This is a genomic window from Micromonospora musae (genome assembly GCF_003626635.1).
Lineage (GTDB): Bacteria > Actinomycetota > Actinomycetes > Mycobacteriales > Micromonosporaceae > Micromonospora > Micromonospora musae.
Genome location: NZ_RAZT01000005.1, coordinates 246475 through 268907 on the forward strand (window position 1 = coordinate 246475; position 22433 = coordinate 268907).

Annotated in this window: 22 protein-coding genes and 1 pseudogene; 11 read left to right on the forward strand and 12 right to left on the reverse strand. The window is 74.1% G+C overall.

Annotation, left to right across the window (positions count from 1 at the left end; all coding sequences use genetic code 11):
- Positions 1–15: 15 nt before the first annotated feature.
- The 4 genes from D7044_RS11875 to D7044_RS11890 form a co-directional block, all read right to left on the reverse strand.
- A complete protein-coding gene (locus D7044_RS11875; protein ID WP_120688862.1) occupies positions 16–477 on the reverse strand; it encodes an ATP-binding protein in 462 nt (153 codons plus the stop codon).
- 144 nt (positions 478–621) lie between these two features.
- On the reverse strand, positions 622–1194 hold the full coding sequence (locus D7044_RS11880) for a DUF5709 domain-containing protein (RefSeq protein WP_120679292.1): 573 nt from the start codon (positions 1192–1194) through the stop codon (positions 622–624).
- A gap of 103 nt (positions 1195–1297) precedes the next feature.
- Positions 1298–2062, reverse strand: coding sequence for an ATP-binding protein (locus tag D7044_RS11885; protein WP_120688863.1), 765 nt, complete (start codon positions 2060–2062; stop codon positions 1298–1300).
- Positions 2059–3060: an SDR family oxidoreductase gene (locus D7044_RS11890; protein WP_120679296.1), complete on the reverse strand. Its 1002-nt coding sequence runs from the start codon at positions 3058–3060 to the stop codon at positions 2059–2061. Before D7044_RS11890 ends, D7044_RS11885 begins: the two co-directional genes overlap by 4 nt.
- A gap of 232 nt (positions 3061–3292) precedes the next feature.
- Here D7044_RS11890 and D7044_RS11895 point away from each other — a divergent pair, with 232 nt between their 5' ends.
- Positions 3293–4492 (forward strand): glycosyltransferase, encoded by a 1200-nt coding sequence (locus tag D7044_RS11895; protein ID WP_120679298.1) that lies wholly within the window; start codon positions 3293–3295, stop codon positions 4490–4492.
- Here the strand turns inward: D7044_RS11895 and D7044_RS11900 are convergent.
- The 4 genes and pseudogenes from D7044_RS11900 to aroA all read right to left on the reverse strand — a co-directional run bounded on the left by D7044_RS11900 (position 4450) and on the right by aroA (position 8707).
- Positions 4450–5394: pseudogene (locus tag D7044_RS11900) on the reverse strand (hypothetical protein). The gene D7044_RS11895 and the pseudogene D7044_RS11900 overlap by 43 nt on opposite strands.
- 59 nt (positions 5395–5453) lie before the next feature.
- Complete coding sequence (hisN, locus tag D7044_RS11905) at positions 5454–6272, reverse strand: histidinol-phosphatase (RefSeq protein ID WP_120688865.1); 819 nt, start codon at positions 6270–6272, stop codon at positions 5454–5456.
- Positions 6273–6300: 28 nt separating this feature from the next.
- Positions 6301–7284 carry a ribosome small subunit-dependent GTPase A gene (rsgA, locus tag D7044_RS11910; RefSeq protein ID WP_233564956.1) on the reverse strand — a complete coding sequence of 328 codons (984 nt, stop codon included), beginning with the start codon at positions 7282–7284 and terminating at the stop codon, positions 6301–6303.
- Between the two features lie 121 nt (positions 7285–7405).
- Complete coding sequence (gene aroA / locus D7044_RS11915) at positions 7406–8707, reverse strand: 3-phosphoshikimate 1-carboxyvinyltransferase (protein ID WP_120679306.1); 1302 nt, start codon at positions 8705–8707, stop codon at positions 7406–7408.
- A gap of 92 nt (positions 8708–8799) precedes the next feature.
- Between aroA and D7044_RS11920 the strand changes: the two genes are divergently transcribed.
- The 5 genes from D7044_RS11920 (at position 8800) to rsrA (ending at position 12332) form a co-directional block, all read left to right on the forward strand.
- Positions 8800–9507 (forward strand): SOS response-associated peptidase, encoded by a 708-nt coding sequence (locus D7044_RS11920; protein ID WP_120688867.1) that lies wholly within the window; start codon positions 8800–8802, stop codon positions 9505–9507.
- A gap of 198 nt (positions 9508–9705) precedes the next feature.
- Positions 9706–10098 (forward strand): WhiB family transcriptional regulator, encoded by a 393-nt coding sequence (locus D7044_RS11925; protein ID WP_120688868.1) that lies wholly within the window; start codon positions 9706–9708, stop codon positions 10096–10098.
- Positions 10099–10198: 100 nt separating this feature from the next.
- On the forward strand, positions 10199–10861 hold the full coding sequence (locus D7044_RS11930) for an alpha/beta hydrolase family protein (RefSeq protein ID WP_120679312.1): 663 nt from the start codon (positions 10199–10201) through the stop codon (positions 10859–10861).
- 369 nt (positions 10862–11230) lie between these two features.
- Positions 11231–12043 (forward strand): sigma-70 family RNA polymerase sigma factor, encoded by an 813-nt coding sequence (locus D7044_RS11935; RefSeq protein WP_120679314.1) that lies wholly within the window; start codon positions 11231–11233, stop codon positions 12041–12043.
- 1 nt (position 12044) lies between these two features.
- Complete coding sequence (gene rsrA, locus D7044_RS11940; protein ID WP_120679316.1) at positions 12045–12332, forward strand: mycothiol system anti-sigma-R factor; 288 nt, start codon at positions 12045–12047, stop codon at positions 12330–12332.
- A gap of 110 nt (positions 12333–12442) precedes the next feature.
- On the opposite strand, the gene D7044_RS33525 is transcribed toward rsrA, so the two are convergent.
- Positions 12443–12517, reverse strand: coding sequence for a 50S ribosomal protein bL37 (locus D7044_RS33525; protein WP_369700219.1), 75 nt, complete (start codon positions 12515–12517; stop codon positions 12443–12445).
- A gap of 246 nt (positions 12518–12763) precedes the next feature.
- On the opposite strand from D7044_RS33525, the gene D7044_RS11945 reads away from it, so the two are divergent.
- Both D7044_RS11945 and D7044_RS11950 read left to right on the forward strand, forming a co-directional pair.
- Positions 12764–12979 (forward strand): biotin/lipoyl-binding carrier protein, encoded by a 216-nt coding sequence (locus D7044_RS11945; protein WP_120679319.1) that lies wholly within the window; start codon positions 12764–12766, stop codon positions 12977–12979.
- A complete protein-coding gene (locus D7044_RS11950; RefSeq protein ID WP_120679322.1) occupies positions 12976–13482 on the forward strand; it encodes a GNAT family N-acetyltransferase in 507 nt (168 codons plus the stop codon). Before D7044_RS11945 ends, D7044_RS11950 begins: the two co-directional genes overlap by 4 nt.
- 129 nt (positions 13483–13611) lie before the next feature.
- Here D7044_RS11950 and D7044_RS11955 read toward each other — a convergent pair whose 3' ends face one another.
- A complete protein-coding gene (locus tag D7044_RS11955; protein WP_199716584.1) occupies positions 13612–14199 on the reverse strand; it encodes a TetR/AcrR family transcriptional regulator in 588 nt (195 codons plus the stop codon).
- Positions 14200–14309: 110 nt separating this feature from the next.
- On the opposite strand from D7044_RS11955, the gene D7044_RS11960 reads away from it, so the two are divergent.
- On the forward strand, positions 14310–15875 hold the full coding sequence (locus tag D7044_RS11960) for an MDR family MFS transporter (protein ID WP_120679326.1): 1566 nt from the start codon (positions 14310–14312) through the stop codon (positions 15873–15875).
- Positions 15876–15964: 89 nt separating this feature from the next.
- On the opposite strand, the gene D7044_RS11965 is transcribed toward D7044_RS11960, so the two are convergent.
- Positions 15965–17779: a tetratricopeptide repeat protein gene (locus D7044_RS11965; protein ID WP_120688869.1), complete on the reverse strand. Its 1815-nt coding sequence runs from the start codon at positions 17777–17779 to the stop codon at positions 15965–15967.
- A gap of 189 nt (positions 17780–17968) precedes the next feature.
- On the opposite strand from D7044_RS11965, the gene D7044_RS11970 reads away from it, so the two are divergent.
- Positions 17969–19000, forward strand: a complete 1032-nt coding sequence (locus D7044_RS11970) for an SIS domain-containing protein (RefSeq protein ID WP_120679330.1) — start codon at positions 17969–17971, stop codon at positions 18998–19000.
- A 25-nt stretch (positions 19001–19025) separates the two neighbouring features.
- Complete coding sequence (locus D7044_RS11975) at positions 19026–20642, forward strand: PAS domain-containing sensor histidine kinase (RefSeq protein WP_120688870.1); 1617 nt, start codon at positions 19026–19028, stop codon at positions 20640–20642.
- 21 nt (positions 20643–20663) lie between these two features.
- Here the strand turns inward: D7044_RS11975 and D7044_RS11980 are convergent, their stop codons facing one another.
- Complete coding sequence (locus tag D7044_RS11980) at positions 20664–22112, reverse strand: glycosyltransferase family 39 protein (RefSeq protein ID WP_411710980.1); 1449 nt, start codon at positions 22110–22112, stop codon at positions 20664–20666.
- Between the last annotated feature and the right edge of the window lie 321 nt (positions 22113–22433).

Below are 22433 nucleotides of genomic sequence, written 5' to 3' on the forward strand. Positions count from 1 at the left end.
GCCCGGCCGGCGCGCTCAGTCGGGCTGACCGGCCGAGGTCTGCGCGGGGACCGCGGTGGTGATCCGGACGATCGTGCCGGTCTCGGCGCTGACGATCTCGATGGTGTCGCTGAGTTCGCGGGCGAGCCAGAGGCCCCAGCCGCCGGCGGTGTCGGGCGCGGGGCGGCTGCGGTCGTCGAGCCGTTGTGAGCTGATGCCGATGCCCTGATCGGCGACCTCGCAGGTCAGCGTCCCGCCGTGCTGCCACAGGCGGAGCGAGCCCTGGCCGCCGCCGTGCCGCACGGCGTTCGTGATCAGCTCGTTGACCGCGAGCACGAAGTCGTCGAGTCGCTGGTCGCGCAGGCCCGCGGCCTGGGCGCAGGACGTGACCGAGTGACGCAGTTCGGTCACCCGGCCCCGGTCGAAGGCTTCGGCGATGAGGAGGGCAGGTTCGATGGGCCCAACGGTACGCGGTACGCGAGGATCGGCGTTCGTCATGGCCCGTCCCGGCAGCGGCTCTCGGAGTTTTTCGCGGCTTTTCCACCGTACGTCAGGGTTTGCTGGTGCGCACCAGCGCCCCCGGATGGTGTGACGGCCGCAGCGCCGCTGGACGGGGTCGGAGCTGCCGAGCCGCCGTGCCGGTCAGACCGAGTGCGGTGGCTGCGTCTCGTGGATCGCCAGCTCCTCGGCGGTCGCGCCGCCGCCGGCCGAGCCCGCGTCGTACGCCACGTTGTCGGTCTCCTGGTCGGTGTGCGCCCCCTCGTCCGGTTCGACGATGCGCCCCACCTCCGCGTCGGCCACCGTGCCGAGCTGACCGTGGTCGTAGAGCGAGACCGGCGAGTCGGGGTCCGAGCGCGGGCCCGCGTCCATCACGTCGGCGTCGAGCTGGGCCTGCGCCGCGGCCTCCTCGCTGTCCGCCTCGGCCGCGATGCCGGGATCGACGGGACCGGCCAGCGGGTCGTCGGTGGGGCGCTCGTACTGCTCGCGCTGGAGCTTGTAGTCGAGCGACTCGCCGTCGAGCTGCTCGTCGGCGGTGATGCCGTAGCTGTCCACGGCGACGGGGTCCCGGTCGCCGGGGAGCTGGGCCGGATCCGGGCCGTCCGCCTCGCGACCGGTCAACACGTCGTCGTTCGCGGTCGAGTCGTCGTCGGCGGTCCCCGGCAGGCCGTTCGCCTCCGGGTCGGACACGGGCGTCGGGTACTCGTCGTCGCGCATGACGGACCTCTACCCACTCGACCCGTCGGTCATGCAGTCGGCCCGGCCCGCAAAGGCGGCACAAGCGCAGATACCGCCCAGCAGTCCACCCGTCCCGAAGGGGTCAGGGCGCGGCGGGGAGAACGCACCAGACCAGCTTGCCGTCGGGCAGGGGAGTGCTCCCCCAACGGTCGGCGAGGGCGTCCACCAGCAGCAGGCCCCGGCCGCCGATCGACGTCGTGGCGGCCGGCCCGACGAAGGCTGGCGGACGCGGCGAGTGGTCGCGTACGGACAGGTGCAGGGCCTCGCCCGCCGGGGCGATCCGCACCGTCATCGGCGTACCGGCGTGCGCCACCACGTTGTTGACCAGCTCGGTGACCGCGATGCCGCCCGCCTCGGCGAGCGCCGGCACACCCCACCGCCGGCACCCCTCGGCGACCAGCCCCCGAGCCTGTCGAGCCGCATCGACCACCGGGGCGAAGTCCGCGCTGAGCACCGCGGCCATCGGCGAGCGGGCGAGCGCGGCCAGGGCCGCGTCCAGGCTCGGCAGGACCGGCACCCCGGCCAGCGCCGGATCCGGGTCGTCGCCCGTGGCGGCGGGATCGCAGAGCAGCAGACCCGCCGCCGGCCAGCCGGCGACCTCACGCTGCACGTCGGCGAAGACGGAACGGGTGGCCGGATCCGCCACCCACAGGTCGGTCAGGTCGACCACCACCGGGCCGGGACGCTCGCTGAGCCGGGCGAGCAGCGCTTCGCGTACGGCCGGGGCGCCGGCCGGTTCGAGCAGCCCGAGGACCCGGACCACCGCCGACGACTCGTCGGCCTCCACCCGGCAGGGCCCGCTCGCCGTCTCCTGCCCCACGGTCGCCGGGCGCTCGGTCCGCCTCATGCGCGCTCCGTCCGAGCCCGGCGGGACCGGGCGGCGATCGTGCCGACCGCCGTGCCGGCCGCCGCGAGTCCGAAGGCGGCGGTCATCCGGACCAGCCGCCTGCGTCGGCCGTGCCAGCCGCCGTCACGCCGGCCGTCGGCGTCGGCCCGGAACACGTTCCCCGAGCTCTCCAGGCGGACGCCCGGCCCGAACTGCGTCCGGTGCGTGTACCAGCCGAGAGTCCGCTCGGCCAGCGCCGGAGCCAGCCGCCACTGGAGCCCGAGCAGCCGCGCCGCGTTGCCGGCGTACGCCTCGCGGCGCGGCCGCCGCAGCAGGCGCACGATCGTCGCGGCCACCATCTCCGGCGGGTAGACCGGAGGCGGCGGCAGCACCTCGCGTCCGCTGTGGTTCGCGGCGTGCCGGAAGAACGGGGTGTCGACGGTGGCCGGCAGCACCGTGCAGATCGAGATGTTGGACCGTCCGGTGACCCGCAGCTCCTGACGGACGGTGTCGGCGAGGCCGCGCAGGCCGTGCTTCGTGGCGTTGTACGCCGACTGGTAGGGCATCGCCACCTCGGCGAGCATCGAGGCGTTGTTCACCACCACCCCGCCCCCGGCGGCGCCGAGGTGGGGCAGTGCCGCCCGGATGCCGTGCACCGCGCCGAGCAGGTTCACCTCCAGCACCCGGCGGAACTCGGCCACCGGGATCTCGTCGAAGAGCCCGACGGCACCCACCGCCGCGTTGTTGATCCAGGCGTCGATCCGGCCGAAGCCCGTCGCCGCGCGCTCGGCGAGCCGCTCGACCGAGACCGCGTCGGTGACGTCGGTCGGTACGACCAGCGGCCGGCCGCCGAGCTCCTCGCAGCGCTGCGCGACCCGGCCCAGCGCGGCCTCGCTTCGTGCCGCGAGCACCACCGCGGCACCCCGCCTGGCCAGCGCGTACGCGGTGGCGGTGCCGATGCCGCTGGAGGCGCCAGTGATCACGACGGTGGCGGCGTCGAGGCTGCGCGTGAGTGGCATTCCTGGCCCGTACCCCCGGCCGGGGCGGGTCATGCCGGTGAAGGTGACCGGATCGCCACGAAAGTGATCAACAGGGCGATGTTCCGAGGCGTCTGGTGGCCCTCGTGGCGAATGTGTCCGGGTGACCTGCCGGGCTCTTCCTGATCTGCCAGGTTTCGGCTTCTCGGGCCGTGGTTAATGGGACCCTCTGACCGGGAGGACCACCGTTGGACACATCGCATGGAGGTGACCCATGCGCGTCGGCCTCGTCTGCGCGCACGCCGGCCCGTCCAGGACGACCGACGGCCCGACCGTCGGCACCCATCAACACATCGCACGGGTCGCCGCGGAGCTGGCCGGACGAGGCCATGACGTCCGGGTCTACGAACGCCGGGACGACCCCGAGCTGCCGTCGACCCTGGAGCTCGACGGCTACCAGGTCGAACGGGTTCCCGTCGGGCCGGCCGAGCCGCTGCCCACGGCCGAGCTCATCCCGTACGTGGCGGAGTTCGGCGGCTGGCTGACCGACCGCTGGGCCGGCGAGGAGCCGCCCGAGGTGGTGCACGGCCACTACTGGGTCGGCGGGCTCGCCGCGGCGCACGCGGTGCGGGAGACCGACATCCCGGTGGTGCAGACCTTCCACTCGCTCGGCATCGAGCAGCTGCGCCACCTCGGCGGGGCGTACGACGGCCCGGGGGAGCGGATCCCCCTGGAGCGGGCGCTGACCCGCGCGGTGGACGTGGCGGTCGCCCAGTGCAACGACGAGGTCGACGAACTGACCCGGATGGGGCTGCAACGCACCTCGGTCGCCATGGTGCCCACCGGGGTGGACGTCGCGCAGTTCCACCCCGACGGCGAGGCCGCGCCCCGGGACCAGCGGCCCCGGATCCTCTCCGTCGGCGGGCTCGCCCCCGGGCACGGACAGGACGACCTGATCCAGGCGATGCGGCTGGTCGGTGACGTCGAGCTGGTGATCGCCGGCGGGCCGCCCGTCGAGCAGCTGGAGAACCACGCCGAGGCGCGCCGGCTGCGCGAACTGGCCGAGCGCAACGGAGTGGGCGAACAGGTGCGCCTGGTGGGGGCCGTGCCGCACGACCAGATGGCCACCTGGTACCGGTCGGCGGACGTGGTCGCCTGCACCCCGCACTACTCCTCGGCGGGGCGGGTCTCGCTGGAGGCTATGGCCTGCGGTGTGCCGGTGGTCGGCTACGCGATGGGCGGGATCGCCGACGCGGTGGTCGACGAGGTGACCGGGCGACTGGTGCCGCCGGGCGACGTACGCGCGCTCGGGGTGACGCTGCGCCGGCTGCTCGCGGACAACGCGGGCCGGTTCGCGTACGGGCACGCGGCGGTGGACCGGGTGCGGTGCAGCTACACCTGGGAGCGGACCGCCGCCGCGCTGGAGCGCCTCTACGAGCGGGTGGTGGGCAAGCGCAAGCCGGTCGAGGCATGAGCCGCACCGGCCGGCGGCAGGGCGTGCGGTGACGCCACCGCCGGCGGGTCTCAGCGGGGACGGCCGACGCCGGCCATCGCCGGTCCGGGCGTCCGGGCCACCGGGTGCTGCTGTGGCTCGGCGTACCGGGTCAGGCCGATCACCGCAGCGAGCGTGACCAGGAAGCCGACCGCGGCCAGCCACTCACGGCCGGGCCAGATCTTGTCGTTGAGCAGCAGCAACCCGACGATCGCGGCGGGCACCGCGCCGGCCGCGTCCATCGCCGCCACCGCCGCGGTCGTGGAGCCGCGCTGCATGGCCAGGCCGAGCAGCAGCTGCCCGACCACCGAGTGGGCCACCAGCAGGTAGAGCAGCGGGTTGCGGGCGAACGCCTCCACCGACGGCGCGGAGGCGAGCGGGCGGGCGGCCACCGCGGCGGCGGAGAACGCCAGGCCGGCCAGCGACCCGAGCGCCACCGAGCCGGGTGCCCCGTGCAGCCGCACCGCGAAGAAGCCGAGGGCGGCGATGAGGGCGAGCACCAGCAGCAGGGCGAGCACGGCGCCCGTGCCGAGCTGCCGCGACGGCGCCGGGCGGGCGGCCAGCACCAGCGCGCTGATCCCGGCGAAGAGCAGCGCCAGCAGCGCCACCTCGGCGGCCGGTAGTCGCCACTTCAGCACCACCACGCCGAGGATGGCGGTCACCCCGAGCCCGGCGGCCACGCTCGACTGGACCAGGAAGAGCGGCAGGTCGCGGCGGGCCAGGAAGGCGAGCAGGAAGCCACCGAGCTGGCAGGCCACGCCCACCAGGTAGGTGCGGTGCCCGGCCAGCCGCAGCAGCAGCCCGGGATCGAAGGTGTGGTGCACCGTTGTGCGCGCGGCGGCCACCGACTGGAGCAGGTTGGCGACGCCGTACGCGACGATCATGGCGGCGAGGAAGCACCAGCCGGAGGAGACCACCTGGCGAGGATAGAGGTAGACGAGGGTCAGCGCTCGGCTGGTCGACGCAGCCGGTCGAGGATGTCGGAGTGCAGCTCGCCGTTGCTGGCCACCGCGCTGTGCTCGGTGCCGGGGCCGCCCGCCGGGGCCGGCGTGCCCGCCAGGTCGGTGATGGTCCCGCCCGCCTCACGCACGATCGGCACCAGCGCGGCGACGTCCCAGAGCGACAGCTCCGGCTCCACCATCACGTCCAGCGCCCCCTCGGCCAGCAGCACGTAGCCGTAGAAGTCGCCGTACGCGCGGCTGCGCCAGCAGTCCCGCATGAGGCCAAGCATCGCGTCCAGCCGTCCGGCGGCCTCCCACCCCGTCAGCGAGGAGTAGCAGAAGCTGGCGTCGCCGAGCTGCCGCACCGCGGAGACGTGGATCGGCTCGCCGCTGTCCCGGTCCGGCCCGGCCCAGGCGCCCGCGCCGGCCGCGGCCCACCAGCGGCGTCCCAACGCCGGAGCGGAGACCAGCCCGAGCACCGGCCGATCCCCCTCCAGCAGGGCGATCAGGGTGCCCCAGACGGGCACGCCGCGGACGAAGTTCTTGGTGCCGTCGATCGGGTCGATCACCCAGCGCCGCCCGTCCGGTCCGGCGGCCGGCTGCGCGCCGTACTCCTCGCCGAGCAGCCCGTCGGCCGGGCGGTGCTCGCCCAGCAGGTCCCGGATCCGCCGCTCGACGGCGGTGTCCGCGTCCGAGACGGGGGTCAGGTCGGGCTTCGACTCCACCCGCAAATCCAGTGCCCGGAACCGGGCCGTCGAGATGGCGTCGGCGGCGTCGGCGAGGGTGTGGGCGAGGGCGAGGTCGTCGGCGTACCCGGTCATTTGGAGAACCTAGCCGACCGGGCCCGGGTCAGCCGAGCGTGGGCGGCTCGCCGCGGGACTCCGGCTCGCCTCGCGGGTCGCTGTCGCCGGCCCGGGAGGCCAGCAGCCGGCGGTACGACGCGAGCCGGCGCGGGTCGGCCTTGCCGGCGGCCACCCAGGCGTCCAATCCGCACTCCGCCGCGTCCGGGGTGTGCGGGCAGTTGGCCGGGCAGTCGACGGTGCCCTCGACCAGGTCGGGGAAGCCGTGCAGCAGGCTGTCGGCGGAGACGTGCGCCAACCCGAAGCTGCGTACGCCGGGCGTGTCGACGATCCAGCCGGCTGAGGTGCCGGACCCCCCGGGCGCGGCCGGCAGGCGCAGCGCCACGGCGCTGGTCGAGGTGTGCCGGCCGCGGCCGATGGCGCTGACCGTGCCGACCGCTCGGGCGGCCTCCGGGACCAGCCGGTTGACCAGCGTCGACTTGCCGACGCCGGAGTGCCCCACGAGCACCGAGACCCGCCCGGCAAGCAGCGCCCGCAGCGCGTCCAGCTCCGAGTCGGGCCGGATCAGCACGTACGGCAGCTCCAGCTCGGCGTAGTAGTCGAGCACGGTCTCGGGGCCGGCCAGGTCGGCTTTCGTGAGGCAGAGCAGCGGCTCGATGTCCGCGTCGTACGCGGCCACCAGGCAACGGTCGATGAACCCGGTGCGCGGCGGCGGGTCGGCGAGCGCGCTGACGATCACGAGCTGGTCGGCGTTGGCCACCACCACCCGCTCCAACCGCCCCTCGGCGGTGGTCTCGTCGTCGTCGGCGGTGCGGCGCAGCACCGACGACCGTTCGGCGATCCGGACGATCCGGGCCAGTGCGCCCGCCGTGCCGGAGGTGTCGCCGACCAGCGCCACCCGGTCGCCGACCACCACCGACTTGCGGCCCAGCTCGCGGGCGCGCATCGCGGTGACGGTGGCCGCCACCGTCGCGGCGTCATCGAGCACGCAGGTGTAGCGCCCGCGGTCCACGGCGATGACGAAGCCCTCCACCGCGTCGGCGTGCCGGGGGCGGGTGCGGGTACGCGGGCGCGAGGACCTACCGGGTCGGACCCGTACGTCGTCCTCGTCGTACTCCCGCCGCTTGGTCGTCAGGACCCGCCCCTCCGTCGTGTCAGCTCTTGCCCGTCACCATCGCTGACCATAGCGCCGGGAACTCGGGCATGGTCTTCGAGGTGCAGGCGACGTCGTCGAGTTCGATGCCGGGCACGGCGAGCCCGGCCACCGCGGCGGCGTGCGCCATGCGGTGGTCGGCGTAGGTGCGGAACGTGCCGCCGCGCAGTGGACGCGGCCGGATGTGCAGCCCGTCGTGGGACTCGGTGAGGTCGGCGCCGAGCGCGGTGAACTCCCGGGCCAGCGCGGCGATCCGGTCGGTCTCGTGGCCGCGGATGTGCGCCACCCCGGTGAACCGGGACGGGGAGTCCGCCAGCATGGCCAGCGCGGTCAGCGCCGGGGTCAGCTCGCTGACGTCGGAGAGGTCGGCGTCCAGGCCGTGCACCGTGCCGGTGCCGCGTACGGTGAGCCCCTCGGTGGAGAGGGTCACCTCGCCCCCCATGAGTTGCAGCAGCTCCCGCAGCCGTTCGAGCGGCTGGGCGCTGCTGTGCGGCCACCCCTTGAGGGTGACCTCGCCGCCGGTCACCAGGGCGGCGGCGAAGAAGGGCACGGCGCCGGAGAGGTCCGGCTCGATCTGCCAACCGCGCCCGGTGAGCGGCCCCGGTTCGACGGTCCAGACGTCCGGGACGGTGTCGTCGACGGCGGCGCCCGCGGCGCGCAGCATCTGCACGGTCATCCGCAGGTGCGGTGCGGACGGGACCGGCGGACCGACGTGCCGGACCACCACCCCGCGGTCGAAGCGGGGCGCGGCCAGCAGCAGGCCGGAGACGAGCTGGCTGGAGGCGGAGGCGTCGATCACGACCTCGCCGCCGGTGACCCGGCCGACGCCGAGCACGGTGAGCGGGAGGCTGCCGGGGCCGGCGACGTCGATCCGGACACCGAGCGAGCGCAGCGCCCCGATCAGCGGGCCGAGCGGGCGCGTCCGGGCGTGCGGGTCGCCGTCGAAGCTGATCCGTCCGTCCGCCAGCCCGGCGACCGGTGGCACGAAGCGCATCACCGTGCCGGCCAGGCCGACGTCGACGTGCGCGGGGCCGACGAGCCGGTGCGGTCGTACGAGCCAGCGCTCGTCGTCGCTGATCGACATGTGCGCGCCCATGCCGCGCAGGCCGGCGGCCATCAACTCGGTGTCCCGGGCGCGCAGCGGCCCGGCCAGCGTCGACGGACCGTTGGCCAGTGCGCCGAGCACCAGCGCGCGGGCGGTCATCGACTTGGATCCGGGCAGGCGCAGCGTGGCCGCGACCGGGTCGGTGGCGGTCGGTGCGGTCCACGGCTTCAGCGGCCGGGTCGCGGTCAGATTCCCCACGGTTACATTCTGCCGTGTCCGCCGGCCCGTGACGTCGGCCGCCCGGTAGTCGGGACAGCCGGCGAGCCGTCCGGCGGGTTAGCGTGGGGGCCATGTGCGGCAGGTACGCGACGACTCGGAGCTCCGGCGAGCTGAGTGCCGTCTTCGAGTCCGCCGACGACACAGGTGGCGAGCTGGGCCCCGACCACAACGTCGCGCCCACCGACCGGGTTCCGCTGGTCCGGTTGAGCCCGGAGCAGCAGCGCATCCTCTCCGTGGGTCGCTGGGGCTTCCTGCCGCACTGGGCCCGCAGCGCCGCCGGGGCCGCGCGGATGATCAACGCGCGCGCGGAGACGGTGGCGACCAGCCGGGCCTATGCCGGTGCCTTCGCCCGTCGTCGCTGCCTGGTGCCGGCCGACGGATGGTACGAGTGGGTGCGCACGCCGAGCGGCCGGCAGGCGTACTACATGACGCCGAGGGACGCCTCGGTGCTCGCCTTCGCCGGCATCTGGTCGGTCTGGGGCTCGGCCGACAGCGAGCGCCTCACGTTCAGCGTGCTCACCACCGCCGCGCTCGGCGAGTTGGCGGAGGTGCACGACCGGATGCCGCTGCTGCTGCCCCGCGAGCGCTGGGCGTCGTGGCTGGCCCCCGCCGACGATCCGGCCGCGCTGCTCGTCCCACCCTCGTCCGAGTGGCTCGCCGGGCTGGAGGTCCGTCCGGTCGGTCCCGCAGTGGGCGACGTACGCAACGACGGCCCGCAGTTGACCGCTCGGGTGCCGCTCGCCCGCGCCGTCGACCTGGCGGAGCCGACCCTGTTCTGATCGCGGCTTGCGCATTGTCGCGTGCCGATTTGCCAGTGTTGCGGGTGAAACGTCGCCCGGCCGTTCAGCCATCTTCCCGATAGCCCCTTGTGACCGCCCGCACAAGTGCGGTAGAACACAGCGCCGGTGGTGAGTGTCGATTCGCAGGGGGCGGACGACACCCATCGATCTTGCCGGTCCCACGGGGGAGGTGGGTGGATGACCCGGGCGCGTATGCCCCGCCCGCACGAGGTTGCTGCCGCACGACGAGATCCACGTCTGCTCCGCGCACTGCGCGAGCGGCGTGAGGACGAGGCGTGGCGGACCAGAGGAACCTGCCAGACCGTTGATCCGGAGACGTTCTTTCCCGCGCCGAACGAGCCCGCCGACGCGGCGGTGGCGCTCTGCCGCAGCTGCGACGTGCAGGGTTCGTGCCTCGCCTGGGCGCTCGAGGTCGGTGACTGCCACGGCGTGTGGGGCGCGACCACGCCCCGGGAGCGCCGGGCCATGCTGGTCGCCTGGCGGGCCGAGGTCGAACCGGATCCGGAGGCCGCCGAGGAGGCCGGCCCACCGGTCCGCGACCGCCTGCTCGCTCTCGTCCCGCTCAGCTGAGCGGTCGGCTCGGAGCTCCTGCCGTCGGGTCGGCCGTCGGGCGCCGACTCCTGGCCGGGTCCGAGCCTGCTGACGGTGTGGCGGGGCGGAGAATGGCCCGGTGACCCAGCACGACGAGATCACCACTGTCCGCGGTCCGGCCCGGATCGACGCCGACCTGCCGGCCGGGCCGGTCGCCTCCCTGCTCGTGCTCGGGCACGGCGCGGGGGGCGACGTCGACGCCCCGGATCTGCTCGCGGTACGCGACGCCGTGCTTTCCGTCGGCGTCGGCGTCGTCCGGGTGACCCAGCCGTACCGGGTGGCCGGCCGACGTGCGCCCGCGCCCGCCGGGCACCTCGACGAGGCGTGGACTGCGGTGCTCGCCGTGGTACGCGAGTGGCACCCGGGCGTGCCCGTGCTCGTGGGCGGGCGTTCCAGCGGCGCGCGGGTGGCCTGCCGGACGGCCGGCGCGGTCGGCGCGGCGGGGATCGTGGCCCTGGCCTTTCCGCTGCACCCGCCGGGCCGGCCGGAGCGGTCCCGGGCGGCGGAGCTGCTCACCGGGCTGCCGACCCTGGTCGTGAACGGTGACCGGGACCCGTTCGGGGTGCCCGAGGCGAGCCCCGGCGTGACCGTGGTGACCCGGCCGGGTGAGGTGCACGACCTGCGGAAGGATCCGGCCGGCACGGCTGCGGTGGTGCGCGACTGGCTGCGCGGGCAGGGCTGGGCGGGCGACCGAGCGGCGGGTGTCCCGGCGGATTCGGTCGCGCGGTCGCGGTCGCGGTAGGACGTCGGCGCGCGGATCGGGCCGGGCCGGGACCGGCTTCCCGGCGGCGGGTGATGCTCGGCGGAGTGGACTCCGCGTCCCGATCGAGCCGTTTCCGGCAGCCGAGGAGGGTCGTTGCATCGGATGGTGCCGAACGTCCGGTTCGGGCGGCGGAACCATCCTCCCAGGCCCTTCCTGGTCCCAGCGCCGGCCGCGCCGACGCCGGGACCAGGAAAGGGGGCGGGCGGCGAGCAAGTCGCGGTCTCGACCCTGCCGGGCGGCCCGACTTCCCGGCACCCGAGTCGATCAAGGTGCGGCGCTCGGAATGCTCCACCCCACAGCCGTGTTACTACCCCCGGGACGACTTTTCTTCGCGGAGGGGGGACCGGGGTGCCGATCGAGACACCGAGCCGGGAGCGGGACGACCGGGACGTGCGGCAGCTACGCCAGCTGCTCGCCGGGCCGGAGTGGCCCGCCACGTCGGGCGGAACGGCCGCGGTGAGCACGAGCACACCGGCCGGAAGTGAATCTGCGGGCAGGCCCGTGCGCGTATCCTCGGCGAGAAAGCATCCGACGCGAGGGGACGTGCGGTTGACGACCGAGAAGACGGACGAGCGCAGGGCCCGCTTCGAGCGGGACGCGATGCCATTCGTCGATCAGCTCTACGCTGCCGGGCTGCGGATGACGCGTAACCCGGCGGACGCCGAGGACCTCGTCCAGGAGACCTACCTGAAGGCGTACGCCGCCTTCCACCAGTTCGAGCAGGGCACGAATCTCAAGGCCTGGCTCTACCGGATCCTGACCAACACCTACATCAACTCCTACCGGCGGCGGCAGCGCCAGCCGGTGCAGGCGCCGACCGACGAGATCACCGACTGGCAGCTCGCCGAGGCCGAGTCGCACACCTCGAGCGGGCTGCGTTCGGCCGAGACCGAGGCGCTGGACCGGCTGCCGGACAGCGACGTCAAGGAGGCCCTCCAGCAGCTGCCGGAGGAGTTCCGCCTCGCGGTCTACCTGACCGATGTCGAGGGCTTCTCCTACAAGGAGGTCGCCGACATCATGGGCACGCCGATCGGCACGGTGATGTCGCGTCTGCACCGTGGTCGCCGTAATCTGCGCAAGCTGCTGGAGCAGTACGCCAAGGAGCGGGGCTTCAGCGCCGCCACCAAGGGTTCGACCGCTCCCGCCGGCCGGGAGGTGTGACGTGAGCTGTGGAGAGCCGCACGAGACGGACTGCCGCGAGGTGCTCGCCGAGGTCTACCTCTACCTGGACCTGGAGTGCGCCGACGACCGGCGCTCGCTGATCCGGCACCACCTCGACGACTGCGGGCCGTGCCTACGTGAGTACGGCATCGAGCAGGAGGTCAGGGCGCTGGTGGCGCGGTGCTGCGGTAACGAGACCGCGCCGGAGCAGCTGCGTGAGCGCCTGCGCGTCAAGCTCACCGAACTGGTCGTCTTCGAGAGCACCGAGTCGCGCGAACTGGCCGACTGAGAACAGCACACGCAACGGTGGCCCGGGTCGATCGTCGACCCGGGCCACCGGCGTTCCCGGCCGGGGCCGGGGATGCTGACTGGTCGTCGGCGGGCTGGCCCGCCGCGAGGTCAGGAGTTGGGGCGCTTGCCGTGGTTGGCGCCGCTCTTCTTACGGGCCTTCTTCTTGCGAGCCTTCTTCGCCATGGTGACCTCCTTTGATGGTCGGATCCGGTTTGACGACCTCGGCGCCGGTGCACCGACCGGTCGCCCGGCACCGGGTCCGACCCGCTGATGCTAGTGCGGGCCGCGTGGCCCGCGCCCCGCCGGGGCGTCGGCCACGCCGGTCGGCCGGCCGGGCCGGGTCGAGGTGGGTGCCCGCCAGCGCCGGCCGCACACCTGCCGCCGCATGATTGGATACGTCGGCAGGCAACCAGGAGAGGGAGGGCGAAGATGGCCGAGGAGATTCGCGCCGAGATGGTGGCGAACGTCTGGAAGGTCGTCGCGTCGCAGGGTGACTCGGTGTCCGAGGGGGACACGCTGGTGATCCTCGAGTCGATGAAGATGGAGATCCCGGTCGTCGCAGAGTCCGACGGGATCCTGCAGCAGCTCGCGGTCAACGAGGGCGACGTGGTGCAGGACGGCGACCTGATCGCCGTGATCGCTTGACGGGGCTGCTCGTCCGGCCGGCCACGCCGGCCGACTTTCCCGCGATCGCCCGGCTCACGGTGGCCGCGTACGAGGCGGACGGGCAGCTCAAGGGGGAGAACGGCTACGGCGCGGTGCTGGCCGACGTGCCGGCCCGGGCGGAGCACGGCACGGTGCTGGTCGCCGAGGACGCGGCGGGCCGGCTGCTCGGTTCGGTCACCTTCGTGCTGCCCGGCTCCCGGTACGCCGAGCTCTGCGGCCCGGGTGAGGCGGAGTTCCGGATGCTGGCCGTCGACCCCGCCGCGCAGGGGCTCGGTGCCGGGGTGGCGCTGGCCCGCGCGTGCGTCGACCGTGCCGGCGAACTCGGCTGCTCGGCCGTGGTGATCTGCATACGCGACGGGATGGCCGAGCAGGCGCGGCGTCTCTACGACCGGCTCGGTTTCGTCCGGGTCCGGGAGAAGGACTGGTCGCCGCTGCCGGGGGTAGAGCTGCTGGCCCTTCGTCTCGAGCTGCCTCGGACCTGACGCACGGCGCCGGGATCCTTGTGTGTCGGGGCCTCCGCGCGATCGGACACCCCGACATGCACGGAATCCGGGTCGACCAACCCGCAATCGGCCGCGCCGGGCCGCCGGGCCCGGCCGTTGCGCCGGTGGCTAGGCCTTGCCGGTCTCCGGTTGGCCGATCCGGGCGAGCAGCTCGTCGGCCACCTCAAGGGCGATCTTCCGGCGTTCCGCGTCGGTGATGTGCGGCGTGCGCACGGCGAACCAGCTGCTGTGCACGGCGAAGAGCGAGAGCGCGGCGCGTAGCTGCGCCGCCGGGGAGTCGTCACCGCGGCAGAGGGCGCTGGCCAGCTGCATCATCCGGCCACGCATCTGCTGGCCGGCGGCGAGGCTCTTGAGCACCGTCTGGTTCTGCTCGAAGAAGCGCATCACCGACGGGTGGTCGTCGGTGAACATGGCGTCGGCGTACCGGGCGATCAGCTCCCGCCGGGTGTCCCGGTCGGGCGGCTGCGCCTCCGCCCAGGCGACGAGCGAGTCGATCTGCTCCAGCCGGTCCTCCACGAAGCTGGAGACGATCTCGTCCTTGCTCTTGAAGTGGTAGTAGAGGGCGGCCTTCGTCACATTGAGCCGCTCGGCGATCTCCCGTAGCGAGGTCTTCTCGTACCCCTGCTCGGTGAAGAGTTCCAGCGCCACGGCCTTGATCCGGTTCCGCGTGCCGCTCGTGCTCTCCCGCACTCTCACCCACCCAATTCACTTGACCCTGGTCCGCCACCAACTTACCGTGCGGCTAGTAAGTTAACTAGCCGGCCGGCAAGTAAGTTGGCCGTACACGCTTCCGGGGGAGCTTACCGATGAGTCAGCCAAGCCAGGCCGCCGTGCGACCCAACGTACGGGTCGTGCTCTTCGGCCTGATGATCGCGATGATGCTCGCGATGCTCGACAACATGATCGTCAGCACCGCGCTGCCGAGGATCGTCAACGAGTTCGGCGGCCTGGACCACTTCACCTGGGTGGTCACCGCGTACGTCCTGGGCACCACCGTCTCCACGCCGATCTGGGGCAAGCTCGGCGACCTCTACGGGCGCAAGTCGGTCTTCCTCACCTCGGTCGCGATCTTCCTGGTGGGCTCGGCGCTCTGCGGCATGGCCGGCTCCGGCCTCCTCGGCGGGCCCGCCGACGGCATGATGCAGCTCATCGCCTTCCGGGCGGTCCAGGGACTCGGCGCGGGCGGCCTGATGGTCGGCGTCATGGCGATCATCGGTGACCTCGTCCCGCCCCGGGAACGGGGGCGCTACCAGGGCATGATCGCCGGCATCATGGCGATCGCCATGGTCGCCGGCCCGCTGGTCGGGGGCTTCATCACCGACCACCTCTCCTGGCGCTGGGCGTTCTACGTCAACCTGCCGCTCGGCGGCGTCGCGCTGGCGCTGCTGATCACGACGATGCACCTGCCGAAGTACCGCACCGAGCACCGGATCGACTGGCTCGGCGCGGGACTGCTCTCCGTCGGCATCACCTCGATCGTGCTGATCACCACCTGGGGCGGCAACGAGTACGACTGGGGCTCCGGGCAGATCCTCGGCCTGGTCGCGCTCGCCGTGGTGTCGCTGATCGCCTTCGGCTTCGTCGAGCGGCGGGCGCCCGAACCGATCCTGCCGTTGGCCCTCTTCGCCAACCGCAACTTCGCGCTGATCTCGGTGATCGGTTTCCTGCTCGGGTTCGCGATGTTCGGCGCCATGAACTTCCTGCCGCTGTACCAGCAGACCGTGCAGGGCGCCTCGGCCACGAACAGCGGCCTGCTGCTGCTCCCGCTGATGTTCGGCATGCTGGTGGTCTCGCTGCTCGTCGGTCGGGCGATCACCCGGACCGGCCGCTACCGCGCGTACCCGATCATCGGCGGCGTGGCGATGATCGCCGGCATGGGCCTGCTGACCATGCTGGACGTCGGCACCAGCAAGCTGGAGTCCTCGCTCTTCATGGTCGTGCTCGGCGCCGGCATGGGCTTCCTCATGCAGACCTCGATGCTCATCGCGCAGAACAGCGTGGCCCAGAAGGACCTCGGCGCGGCGAGTGGCGCGGCCACCTTCTTCCGGTCGATCGGCGGCTCGTTCGGCATCTCGCTCTTCGGCGCGATCTTCGCCAACCGGCTCGCCGACTCGGCCGCGGGCGGAGCGTTCGGCGGCGGTGAGGGCGGCGGGATGGATCTGGAGCAGCTCAAGGAGTTGCCCGCCCAGGTCCGCGAGACGGTGCTCGCCGGCCTCGCCGACGCGGTCTCGCACGTGTTCCTGTGGGCGGTGCTCTTCACCGTCGCCATTCCGGTGCTCGCCTGGTTCATCAAGGAGATCCCGCTGCGTACGGCGAACGAGACGCCGGCGCCGGCCACCGGTGAGGAGAGCGAACCGGCTCCCGTCGCCTGACCCCCACCTCGCGGTGATCATGAGGTTGTCGCCACCCACGTCGGCGTGTCACGGCGACAACCTCATGATCAGCCGTGGTGGGGGCGGGGTCAGGGACGGCGGAGCGGGGCCGTGAGGCGTCGCCAGAGGCGGGTCAGCGGGTTGCGGGGTCGCGGCACCGGGACGGCCGTGGCGATCAGTGCGGCAGCGAGCTCGCGGGTCTCGGTTTCCAGCGCCGGCGCGGCCAGCGCCAGGTGGGCCAGCGACGTGGCGATGGGCACCGGGCGGGTCCGGGCCGCGGCCGCCGCGTCGGCGATCCGCCCGGCGACCACCCCGGCCACGTCGGGGCGTACGGCCGGGTCGACCCAGGCCGCGGTGACCAGGGCGAAGAGCGCCGCTTCCGTGACCCAGTCCTCCACGCCCCAGACCAGGTCGAGCAGCACCCGGCGGCGAGTGGAGCCGTCCCACGGCTCGTCGGTGCGATGGTGCAGCAGCCCGAGGCAGGCCCAGACCTGCACGCAGCGCACCCAGAGCGTCGGGTCCTGCGCGGCCAGCACTCGGCCGACCGCGGTGGCCGGTGGCTCGGGCGGGTGCACCAGCAGCCCGACCAGGTCCGTCAGCTCCAGCGTGGCGAGCCCCACCGCCGCGTCGTACGCGGCCGGCGGGTGCGGCCACGCCGGGTGCGCGAGCTGGCGGAGCCGGTCGGCGGCGGCCACCGAGGGCGTCGGCACCGCGGGTACCGGGACGCCGTCGTCGTAGCGCCAGAGCCGCTGGGCGTCGGCGCGCCGGGGCTCGCGAGCCTCCGGTGAGCCGTCGCCGTCCACCTCGACCCGCAGCCCCGCCCCCGTGATCGTCCGCAGCGCGCTCGGTGCGGGCGGGGTCGGCAGCCGTACGGTGGCCGCCCGGTCGCCCTCCGCGGCCACCCGGCGCAGCGCCTCGGCCACCGGCCCACCGGCCGGCGTCAGCTGCCCGAGCCACGGGCGGCCCCGGCAGCACTCGGCCAGGTCGCCGTGTTCGTGCGTGTCGTCGGGGTGGTCCCGGATGAAGTCGGCGAGCGCGACCAGGTGTGCCACGTCTCCGTCGCGCAGGTAGCGCAGCCGATGCGCGGTGTGCACCGCGCAGTCGAAGGTCGGGTCCCGGCCCAGCGCCCGGTCGATCCAGTCCAGCGCCTCGTCGAGCCGACCGTTGTCGGCCAGGGTGCCGGCGATGTCGGCGTAGACGGCGAGGTCGTCGGGGTCGTGCTCGATCGCCCGGCCGAGCGCCGCGAGCGCCTCCCGGGTCCGGCCGGCGCTGCGGTACGCGTAGCCGAGCCAGACCTCGCCGAGCTTCGTCGGTTCGGCGCGTACGCCCCGAGCGGCCCAGTCGATCGCGAGGGCGACCTCGCCGAGTCGCCGGGCCAGCGCGGACGCCGCGCCGAGCAGCAGCGCGTGCTCGGGGTGGGCGGTGACCGCGTTGCGGGCCAGGGTGAGGTACGCGGCCAGCGCCGGCCGCCCGGCGCGCGGCACCGGGTCGGGAACGGCCGCGCAGACCTGCATGAGGATCCGCGCGACGTGCTCCGGCGTGACCCGTTGGGTCAGCTCCGGCGCGATCACCCACGGCACCCCGGCCCAGTCCGTCTGCGGGGCGTAGCCGGTCGCCGCAGCGAGCAGGTCCAGTCCGTCCTCGGGTTTCCCGGCCGCCGCGAGCAGGTGGGCGCGTGCGACCGCGGCGCCGACGTAGGTGTGCTGGTCGAGCGGGAAGAGGTCCACCCCGCCGCCGCTGATCGCGGCGAGCCGGGCCAGCGTCTCGTGAGCCTCGGGCAGGGTCGGCGCCTGCGCCAGCGCGCCGGCCACGTGTCCCGCCGCGTGCTGCAGGTCGCCCTCCGTCAAGGCCAGCCGGGCCAGGGCGAGCTCCTCCGCGGCGGAGAGCGCGGCGTCGTCGGGCACGTCGTCCTTTCGTCGTCCGGTGGCGGAATCGAGCCGGGACAGCCTAGGTGATGTTGAGCCGCCATGGTGATCGGCTGCGCACTACTGCGCGTTCGATTGCTCAGGCCAGATCAAAGATGCAAGACTGAGCAGGAAACGCGCGGCAACCGCGCAGTGGGAGGAGTTTCCGTGACGCGTGCAGGGGCCGGGATGGCCGCCGACATCGACGAGCAGCCGGCCGGCTACGAGCGGTTGCTCTCCGCCGAGCACGCCGGGGCGATCGCCCGGGTCGCCGCCGTGATCGCCGAGCGCCGGCCGCGGCACGTCGTCTTCACCGCGCGCGGCACCTCGGATCACGCGGCGCTCTACGGGGCGTACCTCACCGAGATCCGGCTCGGCCTGCCCGCCGGGCTCGCCTCGCCGAGCGTCGTCACGCTCTACGGCGCTCGACCCGACCTCTCCGACGCGCTGGTCGTCGGGGTGAGCCAGAGCGGCGGCTCGCCGGACCTGACCGAGGTGCTGCGGGAGGCCCGCGCCTCCGGAGCGCTCACCCTCGCGGTCACCAACGCGCCCGACTCGCCGCTCGCCGCCGCCGCCGAACTCAGCGTGGACGTCGCGGCGGGCCACGAGCGAGCGGTCGCGGCCACCAAGACGTACACCGCCGAACTGCTCGCCCTGCTCCTGCTCGTCGAGGGCGTCCGGGCCGGCGGCGGGCCGCTGCCGGCGCAGGAGCAGGCCGCGCTCGCGGCGCTGCCGGAGCTGGCCGCCCGTACCCTCGCCGACCCCACCCCGGCCCAGCTGGCCCCGCGCTACCGGTTCGCCGCCCAGCTGGTCACCACCGGCCGCGGCTACGCCTACCCGACCGCGCGGGAGGCGGCGCTGAAGCTCATGGAGACCTCGTACCTGCCGGCGCTCGCCTTCTCCGGCGCCGACCTGCTGCACGGCCCGCTCGCCATGACCGACCCGGACGTGCCGGTGCTCGCCGTGGTCGGCTCTGGGCCCGGCGGGCGCTCGATGGAGAAGGTCCTGCCCCGGCTCGGTGAGCGCCGCGCCGACGTGGTCGTGGTCGGCTCCGCCGACGTCGAGGGGGCCACCCGGATCGCCGTCCCCGAGGTCGACGAGCGGTACGCCCCGCTGCTGGACATCCTGCCCCTGCAGCGGCTCGCCCTGGCGCTCGCCCTGACCCGGGGCGAGGATCCGGACTCCCCACGCGGGCTCAAGAAGGTCACCGCGACGATGTGAGGCGGCGCGTGGCACGCTAAAGCACGTGTCCACGCTGCGCGACCTCGCCGAGGAGCACACCCAGCTCCGCCCGGCGGACATCGACCACCTGCACCGGATCGCCGGAGACTGGCAGCTGCTCTCCGACATGTCCTTCGCCGATCTGCTGCTCTGGGCGCCGGTGGATGCCGACGGCACCTTCCTCTGCGTCGCCCAGGTACGCCCGACCACCGCGCCCACCGCCTACCAGGACGACCAGGTGGGCCGGATCGTCGGCGGGCCGGAGGTGGCGCACCTGGAGGTCGCCTACCGGCAGGGCCGCATCTGGCGGGAGGGCGACCCGGTCTGGTACGGCGACGTGCCCGCCCGGCACGAGGCGATCCCGGTCCGGCTGCGTACCGCCGACGGCGAGGCGGGCGAGGTGGTGGCCGTGGTCGGCCGGGACACCAACCTCTCCACCGCGCGTACGCCCAGCCAGCTGGAGCTGAACTACCTGACCACGGCCGACGACCTGGCCCAGATGATCGCCGACGGCACCTTCCCGCCGCCCCGACACCCGGGCGAGACCACCTCCGCTCCCCGGGTCGGCGACGGCCTGGTCCGGCTGGACGCGAACGGGAAGGTCACCTACGCCAGCCCTAACGCGCAGTCCGCGTACCGGCGGCTGGGTTACGCCTCGCACCTGGTCGGCGAGGACCTGGCGGCGCTGCACCGGCGGCTCGCCAACGACCCGCTGGAGGGGACCGACGCGGCGAACGCCGTCCTGGCCGCGCTGCGTGGCGACGCGCCGCCGCGCCGGGAGATCGACGCCCGCGGCGCCACCGTGCTGACCCGGGCGCTGCCGTTGATGCCCGCCGGGGTGCCGATCGGCGCGCTGGTGCTCGTCCGCGACATCACCGAGGTGCGCCGCCGGGACCGCGCCCTGATCACGAAGGACGCCACCATCCGGGAGATCCACCACCGGGTGAAGAACAACCTGCAGACCGTCGCCGCGCTGCTGCGCCTCCAGGCCCGGCGGGTCGCCATGCCGGAGGCCCGGGTCGCGCTGGAGGACTCGGTACGCCGGGTCGCCTCGATCGCGCTGGTGCACGAGACGCTCTCCATGTCCAGCGACGAGGCGGTCGAGTTCGACACGATCGTCGACCGGGTGGCGAGCGCGGCGACCGAGGTGGCGGCGACCGAGGTGCCGGTCGGCATGCGTCGCAAGGGGAGCTTCGGCGTGCTGCCCGCCGAGATCGCCACGTCGCTGGTGATGGTCCTCAACGAGCTGCTGCTCAACGCCGTCGAGCACGGCTTCCCACCGGCGGGCGACGAGGCGGAGGCCGTCGAGCATGGCTTCGCACCGGCGGGCGACGAGGCGGAGGCCGCCGGGGCGGGGGAGCCGCCGGGGGCTGGTGACCTGCCGAGCGCGCCGGAGGTGGTGGTGGCGGCGCACCGGTTCCGCAAGCAGCTGCACGTCACGGTGACCGACAACGGGCGGGGCCTGCCCGCGGGCTTCGACGCCGACAGCGGCGGCAACCTCGGCCTGCAGATCGTCCGGGCCCTGGTCACCGGTGAGCTGCGCGGCAGCATCGAGCTGCGCGACGCCTCCGGCGGCGGCACCGAGGCGGTGCTGGTCGTACCGCTGGCGCGCGGCGGCGAGCAGGGGCGCTCCGTCTCCTGACCGCCGCGCCCCGGCCGCGGGTCACCGGGTGAGCAGGGCCAGCGTGAGACCCGGGCGCTGCCAGACCTGCGTGACGGTGAAACCGTCCCGCAGGGCCGAGCCCTTGGCGCCGGAGACCGCGGCGACCGGATCGGTGTGCCGGCCGGAGAGCACCAGCCAGACCCGGGGCACCCCGGCCAGGCAGTCGGCGGGCCGGCCGCACTCGGTGGCCCAGAGGTCACCGCGCCGGGCCGCCCCCTCGACCAGCAGCGCGTCGCGCGGGCGCCGGTCCCGGAGCTGGTACTCGATCCCGAAGTCGAGGAAGAGCCAGCTGCGCCGGGGTGAGTAGACGATCGCGTCGCCGGTGCGCTGGTTCGCCGCGATCACCTCGGCCACCGCCCGGTAGTCGATCGGCGCGCTGCGCGGCCACTCGTGCGTACGCCGCAGGGCCGCCTGGTCCGGCCCGCCGAGCAGCCCGGCCAGGACCACCAGGGCGAGCCCGCCGGGCAGCGGTACCGCCGCGAGCGCCGCCCCGGCCAGCAGGCACGCGAACGGGACCACGAAGACCAGGTAGCGCGGCACCCAGATGGGTACGGCCAACCCGGCGACGAAGAGCAGGAAGACCGGCAGCAGCACCGCGGTGCCCGGCAGCAGGGCACGCCGGCCGAGTCGGGCGGCGCCGAGTACGGCGAGCCCCACCAGCAGTCCACCCACCACGCTGCTCTGCGCCACCCCGCCCGGCAGCGTGGTGAGATCGCTCGGCCGGACGAGCTCCACCCACTGCAGCTGACGTCCGCGCTGCGACCGGGCGACCAGCGCGAGCGGGGCCACCAGCAGCACCGCCGGCAGCACGGCCGGCACCCAGAACCAGCGCCGGCGGTCGCCCCCGCCCGCGGTGAGCCCGGCAGGGTGGGTGGCGAGCACGGCGACCGCGTGCGCGGCGAGCAGGGTGAGGGCGATCAGGTGGGTCAGTCCGAGGGCGGCGAGGGCCGCGGCGTACCCGATCCAGCGTCCCCAGCCGGGTCGGCACAGCGCGTCGACCAGGAGCAGCGTGGCGAGGATGGCGAAGAGGCTGGCCAGCGCGTAGGGGCGGGCCTCCTGGGCGTACCGGGACGTGCCGGGTAGGAGCGCGAAGAGCAGTCCGGCGAGCAGCCCGGCGCGGGCCCCCGCGAGACGTCGGCCGAGCAGCGCGGTCAGTGCCGCCGTACCGGCCATGGCCAGTACCGACGGGAGCCGCAGCGCGACGATCGAGTCGCCGGCCAGCGCCGTCCAGAAGTGCATGAAGAGGTAGTACGGTCCGGTCGCCGCGTCGATGTTGCCGGCCAGCCGGACCAGGTCCCGCACCGAGCGGCTGGCCGCGTTCCACGTCGCCAGCTCGTCCCGCCAGAGCTGTGCGCCGGTGAGCCCGTAGCCGGTCACCACCAGCGTCAGTACCGCCGGCGCCAGCCAGACCGCGGTCTCCCGCAGGCCGCGCCGGGCCGCGGGCGGCACCGCGCCGCTCGCCGGCGGGGTTGCCCGATGCCGCCTATCGGACTTTTCGCCCACGGGTCGAGCCTATCGACGGCGCCGGCCCGTGATGTGGGATCAGGCACGCGATCGTTGGCTGCGCCCGGGTGGGTGTGGCAGCATGACGGGCATGACTGCCGCCGTCGTGCGTCGCTTCGTGGCCCGCCGCCACGTCGACTACGGCCGCGTGCGCAGCGCGATCTGTCCGGCCCACTGACGACGCCCGACTCATTCATCTCGGGCGCGTTCCGCGCCGGCTTCTCCGACATCGCTGTCCTCAGCCCGTCCTGACGGGCCGCCGTCGCG

Coding starts and splice junctions, on each gene's coding strand:
- D7044_RS11875 (WP_120688862.1), bottom strand. CDS start 477: ATGACGAACGCCGATCCTCGCGTACCGCGTACCGTTGGGCCCATCGAA.
- D7044_RS11880 (WP_120679292.1), bottom strand. CDS start 1,194: ATGCGCGACGACGAGTACCCGACGCCCGTGTCCGACCCGGAGGCGAAC.
- D7044_RS11885 (WP_120688863.1), bottom strand. CDS start 2,062: ATGAGGCGGACCGAGCGCCCGGCGACCGTGGGGCAGGAGACGGCGAGC.
- D7044_RS11890 (WP_120679296.1), bottom strand. CDS start 3,060: ATGCCACTCACGCGCAGCCTCGACGCCGCCACCGTCGTGATCACTGGC.
- D7044_RS11895 (WP_120679298.1), top strand. CDS start 3,293: ATGCGCGTCGGCCTCGTCTGCGCGCACGCCGGCCCGTCCAGGACGACC.
- hisN (WP_120688865.1), bottom strand. CDS start 6,272: ATGACCGGGTACGCCGACGACCTCGCCCTCGCCCACACCCTCGCCGAC.
- D7044_RS11920 (WP_120688867.1), top strand. CDS start 8,800: ATGTGCGGCAGGTACGCGACGACTCGGAGCTCCGGCGAGCTGAGTGCC.
- D7044_RS11925 (WP_120688868.1), top strand. CDS start 9,706: ATGACCCGGGCGCGTATGCCCCGCCCGCACGAGGTTGCTGCCGCACGA.
- D7044_RS11945 (WP_120679319.1), top strand. CDS start 12,764: ATGGCCGAGGAGATTCGCGCCGAGATGGTGGCGAACGTCTGGAAGGTC.
- D7044_RS11960 (WP_120679326.1), top strand. CDS start 14,310: ATGAGTCAGCCAAGCCAGGCCGCCGTGCGACCCAACGTACGGGTCGTG.
- D7044_RS11970 (WP_120679330.1), top strand. CDS start 17,969: ATGGCCGCCGACATCGACGAGCAGCCGGCCGGCTACGAGCGGTTGCTC.